The sequence below is a fragment of the Paenibacillus pectinilyticus genome (genome assembly GCF_001700435.1).
In the GTDB taxonomy this organism is placed as follows: domain Bacteria; phylum Bacillota; class Bacilli; order Paenibacillales; family NBRC-103111; genus Paenibacillus_E; species Paenibacillus_E pectinilyticus.
In genome coordinates this window covers 112616-125473 of sequence record NZ_LYPC01000020.1, presented here as the reverse complement: position 1 = coordinate 125473, position 12858 = coordinate 112616, and the positions used below count along the sequence as shown (strand labels likewise).

The following is a 12858-nucleotide window of genomic DNA, read 5'->3' as shown; positions in this document are numbered from 1 at the left end:
GGGGCCAGCTAGGTTTGGCTCGGGTTCCGAGCCTATGGCGAGGGACTGGCTAGGTTTGGCTCGGGTTCCGAGCCTATGGCGAGGGACTGGCTAGGTTTGGCTCGGGTTTCGAGCCTATGGCGAGGGGCCGTCGAGGTTTGGCTCGGATTCCGAGCCTACGGCGAGGGGCCAGCTAGGTTTGGCTCGGGTTCCGAGCCTATGGCGAGGGGCCAGCTAGGTTTGGCTCGGGTTCCGAGCCTATGGCGAGGGGCCGGCTAGGTTTGGCTCGGATTCCGAGCCTACGGCGAGGGACTGGCCAGGTTTGGCTCGGGTTCCGAGCCTATGGCGAGGGGCCGGCCAGGTTTGGCTCGGGTTCCGAGCCTATGGCGAGGGGCCGTGGAGTAATCGCACGTATTAGATTTGATCCGTTCGCACACTTGAGCACTCACTCAACAACCTATAAAATAGTAGCCATCTAATCCAGCAATGCCGATACACAAAAGTGCACGGTCATAGTTACCCATCTTCTCCCAACCCACCATCCAATCTAACTTCCCTTCAATCCCTAACACATTTAACACAACACCCGCAATAAAAAGAAACAGCCCCTTCGACGAAAATCCCGTCGAAAGAAGCTGTTTCTCATACAGATATGCATTTGGCAATCAGTCGTACCAATTGTTCCATCACTCGCAACTATTGTTAGTCGCTATATCCACTAAATCCCGTACACTTTCGTGTACTTCTCTTCCAAGTACGCAACCAAGTAATCAGGGTTTAACGCTTCCCCTGTCACGTTTTGAATAATTTCATTCGGTGTCAGCAATTTACCGTGTTGGTAGACCTTCTCCGTGAGCCACTCCTTAATCGGTGCCAGATTGCCTTCCGCAATCAAGCTATCGAAGTTAGGCAGTTCTTTGCGAAGCGTGTTAGTGAATTGCGCCGCGTACATATTCCCAAGCGCATACGATGGGAAATAGCCGAACGCACCACCGGACCAGTGGACGTCCTGAAGGACACCTTCTCCGTCATTCGGCGGCGTCACACCCAAATACTCCTCGTATTTGGCATTCCACGCCGCAGGTAAATCCGCCACGGCAATCGTGCCGCTGAATAGACCTTTTTCCAGCTCATAGCGAATCATGATATGTAGGTTGTACGTGAGCTCATCCGCTTCAATTCGGATCAAGGATGGCTCAATATGATTGATCGCACGATAGAAATCATCGACGCTAACGTCATCAATTTGCCCAGCAAATGTCGTCTGCAGCTCGCCATAGTAGCGCTCCCAGAATTGTTTGCTGCGGCCAATGACATTTTCCCAGAAGCGGGATTGGGATTCATGAATTCCCATGGACGTACCAGAACACAAATTGGTACCAACGAGGTCCGTAGAAATATTTTGCTCATACAGCGCGTGTCCACCCTCATGAATCGTCCCGAACAGGGCCGAGGTAATATCGTTTGGCAAATAGCGCGTCGTGATTCGCACATCACCTGGATTCAGAGCCGTTGCAAACGGATGCACGGTCTCATCCAAACGCCCCGCCTCGAAGTCATATTGCATTTGCTTCAGAATTGACAGCGAGAATTGCTTCTGTTTGCCGATATCAAATTGCTGGTCTAAGAACGCGCGATTCGGCTGATTAGGCGAAGCTTGAATGCGTCCAAGCAGTGGAACTGCTTTTTCCCGCAGGGCGCCGAATACTTCATCCAATTTCTCTACCGTCATACCCGGCTCATACATATCCAGCAAGGTGTTATATTTGTGGCCTTCATAGCCCCACAGCTCAATGAATTCCTGGGTCGTTGCTACGATTTTCTCCAGGTAGGGCTGGAATCCGGCCCAATCTGATTTATGTTTCGCGTCTTCCCACGCCGATTCGGCTTGCGATGTCAGAACAACATAGGCTTGATATTTCTCAGCCGGTATTTTTTTACTGCGATCATATTCTTTTTTGCATTCCAGAACCATTTTACGTGAAATCGGGTCTAACTGTTCAAGTTCAGCAGTTTGTGTGAAAAAATCCACATAAGCTCCCATTTCATCGGATGTCGACATCCGAAATACCTCGGTGGAGAGCTCACCGACAACTTCCGAACGCGTTTCGATCCCTTTTTTCGGAGCACCTGTACGCATGTCCCAATAGATCAAAGAGATTGCCTCTTCATACTGCTTCATTTTACGTACATAAGCTTTGAACGATTCCAGCTTGGCATTCACAACACCAACACTCATGTGCTCATCTCCTTAAAGTTTTTCGTTAGAAAAACTAACTTCGGAAGCATTCACTCCCCAATGTTTCAATATTTATCATACTTCCATCCGCGTATAGAATCAAATAATGGTTCGGCTGTGGTAGAATAAGGACAAGCCTTAATCAACAGGCTGTTTACTCTGCAATTATGTGAAGGAGATGACCCTAATGAATATTACATTTACAGATACAGCGAAACAACGACTGACCCCTTATTTGGAGCAAAATAATACCCTGCTAAAGCTTGTTTTTGATACAGAAGGCTGCGGATGCTCCGTGAATGGAGTCCCTACACTTTGGTTAGTTTCCACTGCAAATGCCGAAGATGTATCGGCCATAACGGACACAATCCCGCTGATTTATAAAGCGAAGGATGAGATCTTTTTCGAGAGCAACATGAAAATCGACTTCCATGAAGGAAATAAATCCTATATACTGAAGAGTAATAATCAAATTTATAATGCAGGTATGAGTCTAGTTGATAAACGATAAAAGCTGTTGTACAAATAAATAGACAGCAATTAAAATACCACTACCTGGAGGGAAAACCATGTCTTTAATTAATGAGATTTTGAGCTACAATAAGGATTTCGTAGAAACCAAGCAATATCAAGAGTTTCTGACTACCAAATTTCCAGACAAGCGTATGGTTGTCGTTACGTGTATGGATACGCGGCTTGTAGAGTTACTGCCTAAGGCAATGAATCTTCACAATGGGGATGCTAAAATTATCAAAAATGCCGGTGCAATTGTCTCTCACCCCTTCGGCAGTCTCATGCGCAGTATTATCGTCGCTGTGTATCAGCTTGATGCCGATGAAGTGTTTGTCATTGGACATCACGATTGCGGCATGACAGGACTCAATTCCGAAGTAGTTATTGCTAACGCGAAAGCTAGAGGCATCTCCGACGATGTTATCGAAACACTCGGACACTCTGGCATTGACCTCAAACGTTGGTTGACTGGCTTCAACCATGTGCGCGATGGTATTGAGAAGAGCGTTAATATTATTCGTAATCATCCCTTACTTCCCAAAAATTTACCTGTTCACGGCCTAATCATTGACCCGGAAACAGGTCGTTTAGATCTCGTGGATGCGGCATATCCCCCAGCGCCTGAACTTCTGTAGGAAGCCAACGATAACTAAGACTTTCTTCCACACTAGAGAGTGAAATAGTAAAGAGTAGAGCCTGATGACTAGGCTCTACTCTTTTTTAATTATCCGCTTAAGGTTTAATCGTTTTGATCAAGCGTTTGGCATCCCCATTCGGAGTAGCAACCACTTCATACACATTAATACTCGCACCTGAGTTCAATTGCTCGGATTTCACCGTTCCGAAGTCAATAAATTGAACGCCAGACATAATCTTCTGTTGCCCTGTGAAGGACATGGATTTCGATGTTAATAAGCGTCCTTCGGAATCCACAATTTCGAACAATAACGAGGAGAAATTCGCATCCGTGATGACTTGTGCTTGACGTTCAACGGTCAAATCCAAACGTAAACGGTACGAGAAGGACGTATCCCGATTGTACGTTGAGCTCAAATTGTAATCGTCCAGATTGATCGTAAATGGATACACGGAGATTGGTCCAGTTGTTGGTACTGATTGAACAGCTGTTTTGTACGAACCAACAGCCAAACGATTCGTGTCATATAGATTGAGCGCTAACTTATCTGCTTTCTCAACATCCGGAACCATATACGAGTAGTTGAGAACGTAGCTTGTATTAGGTGCAATCGTCTTGGCAACATTCGTTTGTCGAACACCAGCGTATGTATATCCGTCTACATTGGTCAAATCCGATTGGAAATCAGGCAGTGTTAAGGTTGACGTGCCTTTATTCGTTAACTTATATTTCCCAACAACCGTTTTATAACCGAAGTCCGAGTTCACGCTAAGCCCAAATTCGACTAGTGACATCTCAATGTTGGAGTCAATATTCCCATTTGAGGTCAGCTTCAGTACATCACCGATCTTATAGGATTGTGCTGCCGCATACGATGTCGCTTCACCAGCTACACCTGCACCAGCAAGTGAAGTTACGGCTACCGGCAAGTTGAGTGCATTCGTGCTAGCGCCCGATGGCGGTGTTGTGGAAGCAACAACAGTTTGTTTCTCGAGGACAACAACCTGTAGTCCTTCCGCATTCAGTGACGCAGGCATTACCCCTTGGAAATGGAAGGTTGTTGACTCATTCGGAGATAAATAGGCGGAACGCACAGCCGTATCACTTGATGTGACAGCTACCGTACCTCGCAAAGCCTGGATCTCCGCAGACAACGTAGGGAGTGTGACAATTCCCTCACTCGTGTTCGTCAAAGTCACATTGGCTTGCACATGCAGCCCATCTGATTGTTTGTTAACCGACGCCCATGATGTCGAGATTTCTAGTCCGTTCAATGCGGCGTTATCTTCCGTGTTTGGATAAGCCGATTTATCGCCAATTTTGCTTACACTGAACGATTTCGCCGCACTTATTGTACCTAACACAGTCGTTTTCACCTTGCCCTTCGGCGAGAAGACCAAGGACAAATGATCCGTATCCAGCGAAGCTGAAACTGCAGATTGCAGTGTTACCGTCACAGGCTCTTCTGGAAGAAGTGCGCCAGGACTAGAAACAAACTGAGCACCATAGGTTAGCCCTTTGCTATCTTGGAAGTTCAGCTCAAGGCCATCGGGAAGCTTCACACTTGTACTGTTCTGATTTTCCAAAATCAGATCGGAATAGACCATCCACACCCCATCTTTTAACACTTTATAGCTTCGCCCAAGTTTCGCAGTAATCAAAACATCATCGGCTAACGTAGTGTCAATTTCTTTCAAATTGATGGCCGTTTGTTGTTCAAGCGACTGACCCGCTTCTGTCATCGCTGATTCTACAGAGAGAGCACCGATATCCGATGTGGAATTGTAATTCCATCTAAAAATATCAACCTTTAGGTCCGCTGCCGAGAGATTGTTCGGAATGGCCGACGTGAACTTGAAAGTTTCCGTCTCTCCTGCTTTTACCCTCGCAACTACTTTCTCATTCAGCCTTGCTGTATACGTAATCCCATTGGAATCAATGACTTTAACCCCATAGTTGTTAAAATCAACCGTTGAGTTGCCATGATTATTCAACCCTAATGAGAAGCGAAGTGAGCCATCATCAGCTCCTGCCGATAAGGAGACCTTATCTAACGTGAAATAAACGGAATCACTGAGGAATACCCCTTCCTTGCCAGCAAATGCCGAAGTAGCCAGAGGAAGTGTTAGGAAGCTTGCAGCGGTTAACAATAATGCCGAACGGCTGAGCAGACGTTTCATCTTACGTTGTGGGTTCACAGAGAGTCCTCCTTGTAGTTGTATTTAGTCAGAACGCAATGCGTCAATTGGACGCAGCTTGGATGCTTTGTTCGCCGGATACAATCCGAAAATCACACCGACCAAAACGGAAAATAAGAAAGAATATAGGCCTACATTAAAGGACAGACTTGTCGTCTGCTTTGGACTAAAGTAAGGGAGTGCGTAAGAGAATCCGATACCAATTAGAAGCCCTATAAATCCGCCCATCCCACTGATGACAACCGCTTCAACCAGGAATTGCAGCAAAATATTCCGACGCTTCGCGCCAATGGATTTGCGGATCCCGATTTCACGCGTACGTTCACTCACGGTAACTAGCATAATATTCATAATCCCGATACCGCCAACTAATAGGGAAATTAAGGCAACCGCCACTAATTGATTCGTAAGGGTGTTCGTGGCTTCGGTCCGTGCTTTGAGCAATTCATCCTGATTCGTTAGTACAAAGCCCGAGTCACTCTTGAACTTATAAGTGAGATATTGCTTCATTGTTTCTTGCGCTGTGTAAATATCGTCTTTCGTAGGTGCTTCTACATATGTAGTCCTAATTTGCCCCAGCTTGAATTCGCGTCTAGCCGATTCCAAAGGTACGATAACGGAGCTATCTACAGAAGCACCTCCAATGTTCGAACCTTTTTCTTTGAGCGTACCGATTACGCTGAAAACAACGCCATCGATGTTGACATTTTCGCCAACAGGGTCTAAGGTGCCAAAGAATTTTTTCGTCACTTCGCTGCCAAGAATCGCTACATTCGAACGAAACTCAAGATCCGTCGGTGACAAATTACGACCTTTATCGATCGTCGCTTTGATAATGTCGAAATAGCGGTCATTCGTCCCAAGTACATTATATTTCTCTTGCGTACGGTCATATTTGATATTGGAGCCGTTCTTCGTCATGGTCGGAGCAATGGATTTGAATTCTGGGAAATTCTCAAAATTCATTAAATCCTCATACCCGAGCTGCGTCGCACGTCCATTTCCTGTTGCTGTGACAACAAGCAAATTCGTTCCCATATTCTCGTATTGCTTCGCGATGGCTTCCGATGTTCCTTGCCCGATGGAAACGAGTGTCACAACCGAGCTTACACCAATAATGACGCCAAGCATGGTCAAAAATGTACGCAACGGACTAGAAATAATGGTCCGCAGGGACATCCGGATGAGTTCACTTACCTTCATACCGTCACCTCTTGCTTCTGCAGATCCAGCTTCGCTTTATTCCGATAGTCATCCACGATGACACCGTCTCGAAGAGCAACAACGCGCTTCGCGTTGTCCGCGATGTGATGATCATGCGTAATCAGTACGATGGTATTCCCCTGCGCATTCAACTGGAGAATAAGCTCAAGTACTTCCTCGCCTGTACGCGAGTCTAAGGCACCTGTGGGCTCATCTGCTAAGATTAACGAAGGAGATATGGCCAATGCTCTGGCAATCGCCACCCGCTGCTGCTGGCCGCCTGAAAGCTCGCTCGGACGGTGGTGACCACGTTCGCCCATGCCCAGCATTTTCAACATCGCATTCGCACGTTCCTTGCGTTCTTTCTTTGAAATCCCTGCATAGATCATCGGCAGTTCCACGTTTTCCATCGCGGTTAACCGAGGCAGCAGATTAAATTGTTGAAAGATAAAGCCAATCTTCTGATTTCGAAGCTCAGCGAGCGCATTGTCATTCATGTGTTCAGTGACGACACCGTCCAGTGTGTAACTGCCAGAGGTCGGAACATCGAGTAATCCGATCGTATTCATCAGCGTAGATTTCCCTGATCCACTGGGACCGATAATGACAACGAAATCACCATCGGCAACGGAAAGCGATATGTTACGCAAGATCGGAAGATCTTCCTCACCGCGCCTGTAGGTTTTCGTAATATCTTTTAGTTCAATGATATTCATACCGCAATACCTCCTTTCAGGGCAGTCTTATCTAGTACCGCCACCGCCGCCAGCGTTAGTCCGTGTAGCTGCGCCGCCGTTTCCACCACCGCCAGCTGCTCCTGTACCGCCGCCACCGCCGCCTTGGAAGTTTCCACCTGCGCCACCTTGGAAGTTACCGCCTGCTCCGCCACCGAAGCCGCCTGCACCACCGCCAGCGCCTTGCTGGAACTGTTGTCTTAAGCGATTGATCTCATCTTGGCTTAAATTTTGCTGTCTCTTCACAGCGACTGGTAAGACGACTTTATCGCCTTCTTTAAGTCCTTCTGTAATCTCAATTTGAGTTGTAGAACGAATACCGATCTTCACTTCATGTGCTTGCTCGTTCGTTCCATCGGCATTTTTCAATGTAACGACACGTTTACCGCGTTGTAATTGAAGGGCTTCAGGCGGGATATAGAGGGCATCTTTCTTGTCCTGAATAAGTATTTCACCCGTTGCTGTCATACCGTATTTCAACATATTGTCTTTATTTTCAGTCGTTAACACAACATCATAGAAGGTTACGCCATTCGTCGTCGTTCCCACTGTTGAAACTTGCGTCACTTCTGCTGGGAATGTGCGTCCTGGGAAGGAGTCGACCTTAATCTCAGCTTTCATGCCCACTTTGATGTTAGGTAAATCAAGCTCATCAACTTGCACGGGAAGCTGCATTTTGGCAAAGCTAGCAACCGTCCCAAACTGCGTACCGCTTGTTACCTTCGTTCCAGCGTGGAAGCTGCTAAGTATATCCACTCTTTTATTAACAAAATCAGTTGAGAAAACGCCGTCGAAAGGCGCAACAATTTTCAACGAGTCTACCTTGTCTTGTGCGGCATCCACTTTCAGCTTCTGACGCTCAAGCGCAGATTGTGCTGTAAGAATGGCATCATCCAGCGTATCGTTAAGGAAGGAAGCAATCAAATCACCTTTATGTACAATGGCACCTGTTTTAAAAGGTAAATCAGATACATTCCCTGTTGTCCCGGCTAGGATCGTAGCAATCTGCATGTATTGCAGGGTCGCTTTTCCTTGTGAATCTACCGTACGACCGCCAATCGTTGCAGACCCCATTACATTCATGCCTGCATCCATGGAGTTATCATTCGGGATTTGAATATCGATATCGAAAAGCTTGCCGCCTTTACCGTCCGATTTTGGATCTTTAGCAATGGCAACAATCGTTCCTGTTTTGGTGATCATGAAACCGTCTAAGGTAATGTCGATCGCATCACCTTTATGTAATTGCGAAGCATCCTCGACGAAAAAAGGCAATGTAACAATGAAGGTACTTGTATCGCCAATTGTCGCGATTTTTGTCGATTTATTAATCGTTGAACCTAGATCAATATTCGCATAAGTCAATTTTCCGCCGATTGGGGCTGTAACACCCATAAGGCCTTTTTGCTGCTGCAGCGCAGTCAAATCCTTCTGCATTTGTTCATAAGAAAGCTGTGCGTCCTGCAGATCATTCTCTAAGTTGGAGCTCGTGAGCTCAATGAGAACGTCTCCCGCTTTAACTGGCTGATTCCGAGTTAAATGAATCGATTTAATGTTGGCATTCTCCGTTGATGAAATCGTTTGGGTATCCTTCGGTTCAAACTGCGCAGTACCCGAAACCGAGGAGCGAATGTTCCCTTTTTTGACATCAAAAGTGACTTCTTTCGTCTCAGCAGCTTTCGACTTCTTCCCTTTCGCTAAATAAGCGTAGGAGCCACCCGCACAAACGCATATTGCCACAATCACAATGAACCATTTACTGCGAAAAAATTTCATTCTGACACTTCCCCCTTAACATTTGTGCGCTGCCTTACTTGTTTGGTTTGTCTGGTTCTTTCCAATGAGCACTCACTTCTTTGAAACAAGCAGCTTCACTAACTGCTGTTCAATACTGTCCCCCATACCACGTGGATCAGGAGTCTGATTCTCATTGTTTACCCGGCTTGACGTACCGGTTTCTTCTTGTTGCTCGACCTTCCTCTTTTTCTCGAAAGCGTTTACAAACTTTTCCCTCTCCGCCGCCGAAAGGTTGTCCCTATGATTGTTCATACGGTCCGCCATTCGTAGCTTCACTTGTTTCGATTGATCATCCAGAAAAGTTTTCTGTTCGTCTGTAAGCACATTGATGATGGCTTTTCGTTCTGATTCGTCAATGCTTCCTTCCTCCATACTCTTCCGAACAACAGGCAGGATCGCTGCGGATTGTGCGGCAGTTATGCTATAGTACGGGTGTCGATCCATGAAGATCAAACCTTGAAATAGCATGACAAGCTGCATTTCTCTTTGATTCTGCACACTTTCAGCAGCAGGCAGCTCTTGCGAGGTTTCTTCGGAAATTGGCATTGACGGCATGGCAACAACAGCGGGCTTAGAAACAGCCCCCTGTTGGTTACAACCGACTAACAAGAAGGTCGTGAGGGTTACACACATTGAGATGGTACGTGTATAACTCAACCGACAAACACCTCCATAAGTACCTGTCCAACAGCATCAGAATATGATGAAACTGTGAATTAAGTATGATGGAATTGTGAACAAATTGTGAAGACGTTACAAAATTCGCGGAAATACGATTTGAAACTCGGTTCCTTCGCCTAATCGACTGCGTACGTGTATGGTTCCGTTCATGCCAGAAACGAGATGCTTCACAATTGTGAGTCCTAATCCTGTTCCTGTTGCTTCTTCCGACTTAAATGTTCTAGCATCATCTGCTTTATAGAAGCGATCCCATATCCGTGTTAACTCGGCAGGCGTCATCCCAGCTCCTGTATCACGTATGTACAGATGAACATCTTTTTCATTCTCTTCTAAAGCTAACGTTAAAGTTCCACCTTCAGGTGTGAATTTCAACGAATTATAGATTAAATTATGAAGAATTTGAGCGAAACGATCCGGGTCCAAATTGACGAAACAATTCTCATCATCTTGGGGTGGCAAAATGAGGTGCAGATCAATCTGTTTCTCCGCAATCGCAGATTTTAATAATTGGAGTGAGTTCTCCAGGAGTCCCGTAATGACAACTGGACGCAGTCGAAACACATCGCCGCCATTCTGAATCTGAGCGAGGTCTAACAGATCCGTTACAAGACGTTGCAGTCGCTGTACTTCTTGATCACAAATCGAAAGATAATGAGGAAACTTGTCCTGGGGAATGATTTTATCATTCATCGCAACAATGAAACCGCGTAAGGTCGTTAGCGGCGATCTAAGTTCATGCGACACATTCGCAAGAAATTCCTGCCTCGTTCCTTCCCATTCTTCCAGCTTCTCCACCATAAAGTTGAAGCTTGTAGCCAACTGACCCACTTCATCGTGCGATGTAACGGGTACCCTTGTTTTGAAATCACCATGAGCGAGCTCTAAGGCTGCTCGATTCATCTGCTGCAGCGGTCCGGCAAGCTTACGAGATAAGACAAACAAGATAAGCCCAACTGCAACAAGCGAAAAAGCAAGGGGCAGCATAATATTAAGTCGAACAGCGGCAATAACCTCACGAACATCCCCCGCTGGGAAATGCAGCATAATAACCACTGGCTGATTACCTAATTGATACGGAGCATAGAAAGCGAATAATGTTTGCTGGCCATCTGGTGTATTGATGTTGATCATGCTATGTCCGGTACGGCCATGTAAACCATCTATAAACAAAGTATCCATCGGCTTTGGGATCGCTCTGCCTTCGCTATCCGATGATCCGACGGAAATGTTCCCTTTCTCATCCACGATCCACACTTGCCCATTAATACTTCGAGCGAGAATACGTACCGTATATTTCAACTCACGCGTTGAGATGGTGCCATCTTGAACCGAATTCAATAGTTGAATAATTTCGGCATTCCGCTTTTCCAAAAGCACGATTTTATCTTTATAGAAGAAGTCCGAAAAATAATTATTCCAGAAGATGAAAAGCCCAGAAAAAAACAGCACACACGTCCCGAGAAAGGATAGGAAAATTTTAATATATAAACTATTATATTTTCCTAAGTTCCATCTCTTAAGCATGCTGAACCACCTCGAACGAGTAGCCAATGCCCCACAGCGTCTGGATATTCCACGTCTCATGCTGCCCTAGCTTTTTACGCAAGTTTTTCACATGCGCATCCACGGTCCGAGTGCCCCCAGTAAAATCAAAATTCCACACATACCCAAGCAGATCCTCGCGCGTAAATACACGACTAGGATTACTCATCAAGAAAAACAATAGCTCGATTTCCTTTGGGGTTAGTTCGATCCGTTTCCCCCCAACGGTTACGCGATATTGCTCCAAATCGATCACGATATTCCCAATTTCCAGCCATTTACGACCCGGGCTTTGCGGCTGTGCTGGTTCAACTGGCTGTTGCTGAGCAGTTCTACGCAGCACGGCTTTAATTCGAGCAATGAGCTCATTCGGGTCGAAAGGCTTCACCAAATAATCATCGACACCTAAGTTAAAGCCCCTTAATTTGTCAATGGACTCACCTTTGGCCGTTAAGAAAATAATCGGTGTGTGATGGAAAGGTGCATCCATCCTGCGAATTTGTTCGCAAAGCTCGTAGCCAGAGAAATCAGGGAGCATGATATCCAGCAAAACCAAATGAGGTCTCTTGCTTATAATCGTAGAAATGACGTCGCCGCCGCGGAACAGTTGGATCGCCTCAAAATTGGAATGCTCAAGATACAATCTGACAACCTCTGAAATATTAGCTTCATCTTCTACGACCAAAATTTTACCTTCCGAGCTCATCGCTTCTCACCTTGTTCCTTTCGAATTGACTGCTGTCTTGCTCTTTCTTCTATAACCTCTGACCGATCCCGACGTGTATGCTTATCAATCAACATCACATCCGACATCCGGCTTGGCGCTTGCCATACCAGTCCCCTCTGCTCACAGATGGCCAAGCAATGACGAAGCAGCTCTGGATCTGAAATCGGTAAATTCACATCTTCGAATTGGAAGTGATCGTCTTCGATCGCAAGCCAAGCTTGCCCAATTCGTGCTTGCAGCTCTACATCATCTAAGCCTAGAGAACGAACATCTTCGGCTTGGAGATTATTGGCTGCGCTTTGCAGCATTTTCACAGCGCCTGCACGATTTCCTCTGCGGCTATGATAGAGACCTACTGCAATTTGGATGAGGCCCACATAGGTTAATCTGCGCGGATCCTCAGGGTGCTCCTTCCAAAATTCTTCCATCACTTCATGACATTCAAAATAATCCCGCTCTCCGTGAAAATAACATAAATAATCGGTGTAAGCCTCTGGATATTGCCTCACTATTGTTCACCCTCACCATAAATTCTTCACGGTATAACCATTCACTCTCATGTTACTAAAAAGTTGTGGAATCGTCCAACTTCACGCATAAATCCATGA

The 12858-nt window shown here is 46.0% G+C and carries 12 protein-coding genes; 2 read left to right on the top strand and 10 right to left on the bottom strand.

Features of this window, described 5'->3' with window-relative positions; translation table 11 throughout:
* Positions 1 to 428: 428 nt before the first annotated feature.
* Together A8709_RS14410 and A8709_RS14405 are read right to left on the bottom strand one after the other, a co-directional pair.
* A complete protein-coding gene (locus A8709_RS14410; protein ID WP_065853066.1) occupies positions 429 to 644 on the bottom strand; it encodes a hypothetical protein in 216 nt (71 codons plus the stop codon).
* 53 nt (positions 645 to 697) lie between these two features.
* Positions 698 to 2218: a carboxypeptidase M32 gene (locus A8709_RS14405; protein ID WP_065853065.1), complete on the bottom strand. Its 1521-nt coding sequence runs from the start codon at positions 2216 to 2218 to the stop codon at positions 698 to 700.
* A 187-nt stretch (positions 2219 to 2405) separates the two neighbouring features.
* On the opposite strand from A8709_RS14405, the gene A8709_RS14400 reads away from it, so the two are divergent.
* Both A8709_RS14400 and A8709_RS14395 read left to right on the top strand, forming a co-directional pair.
* Positions 2406 to 2729: an iron-sulfur cluster biosynthesis family protein gene (locus tag A8709_RS14400; RefSeq protein ID WP_065853064.1), complete on the top strand. Its 324-nt coding sequence runs from the start codon at positions 2406 to 2408 to the stop codon at positions 2727 to 2729.
* 58 nt (positions 2730 to 2787) lie between these two features.
* Positions 2788 to 3366 carry a beta-class carbonic anhydrase gene (locus A8709_RS14395; RefSeq protein WP_065853063.1) on the top strand — a complete coding sequence of 193 codons (579 nt, stop codon included), beginning with the start codon at positions 2788 to 2790 and terminating at the stop codon, positions 3364 to 3366.
* A 97-nt stretch (positions 3367 to 3463) separates the two neighbouring features.
* On the opposite strand, the gene A8709_RS14390 is transcribed toward A8709_RS14395, so the two are convergent.
* The 8 genes from A8709_RS14390 to A8709_RS14355 all read right to left on the bottom strand — a co-directional run bounded on the left by A8709_RS14390 (position 3464) and on the right by A8709_RS14355 (position 12759).
* Positions 3464 to 5566, bottom strand: coding sequence for a hypothetical protein (locus tag A8709_RS14390; protein ID WP_065853062.1), 2103 nt, complete (start codon positions 5564 to 5566; stop codon positions 3464 to 3466).
* Positions 5567 to 5590: 24 nt separating this feature from the next.
* Positions 5591 to 6769, bottom strand: a complete 1179-nt coding sequence (locus A8709_RS14385) for an ABC transporter permease (protein ID WP_065853061.1) — start codon at positions 6767 to 6769, stop codon at positions 5591 to 5593.
* A complete protein-coding gene (locus A8709_RS14380) occupies positions 6766 to 7485 on the bottom strand; it encodes an ABC transporter ATP-binding protein (RefSeq protein WP_065853060.1) in 720 nt (239 codons plus the stop codon). Before A8709_RS14380 ends, A8709_RS14385 begins: the two co-directional genes overlap by 4 nt.
* A gap of 27 nt (positions 7486 to 7512) precedes the next feature.
* Positions 7513 to 9279, bottom strand: coding sequence for an efflux RND transporter periplasmic adaptor subunit (locus A8709_RS14375; protein ID WP_065853059.1), 1767 nt, complete (start codon positions 9277 to 9279; stop codon positions 7513 to 7515).
* 72 nt (positions 9280 to 9351) lie between these two features.
* Complete coding sequence (locus A8709_RS14370) at positions 9352 to 9957, bottom strand: hypothetical protein (protein ID WP_141692534.1); 606 nt, start codon at positions 9955 to 9957, stop codon at positions 9352 to 9354.
* Positions 9958 to 10053: 96 nt separating this feature from the next.
* A complete protein-coding gene (locus A8709_RS14365) occupies positions 10054 to 11505 on the bottom strand; it encodes a sensor histidine kinase (protein WP_065853057.1) in 1452 nt (483 codons plus the stop codon).
* Positions 11498 to 12229, bottom strand: coding sequence for a response regulator transcription factor (locus tag A8709_RS14360; protein ID WP_065853056.1), 732 nt, complete (start codon positions 12227 to 12229; stop codon positions 11498 to 11500). Before A8709_RS14360 ends, A8709_RS14365 begins: the two co-directional genes overlap by 8 nt.
* On the bottom strand, positions 12226 to 12759 hold the full coding sequence (locus A8709_RS14355; protein ID WP_065853055.1) for a DUF309 domain-containing protein: 534 nt from the start codon (positions 12757 to 12759) through the stop codon (positions 12226 to 12228). The genes A8709_RS14360 and A8709_RS14355 overlap by 4 nt, the downstream gene beginning before the upstream one ends.
* Positions 12760 to 12858: the final 99 nt, after the last annotated feature.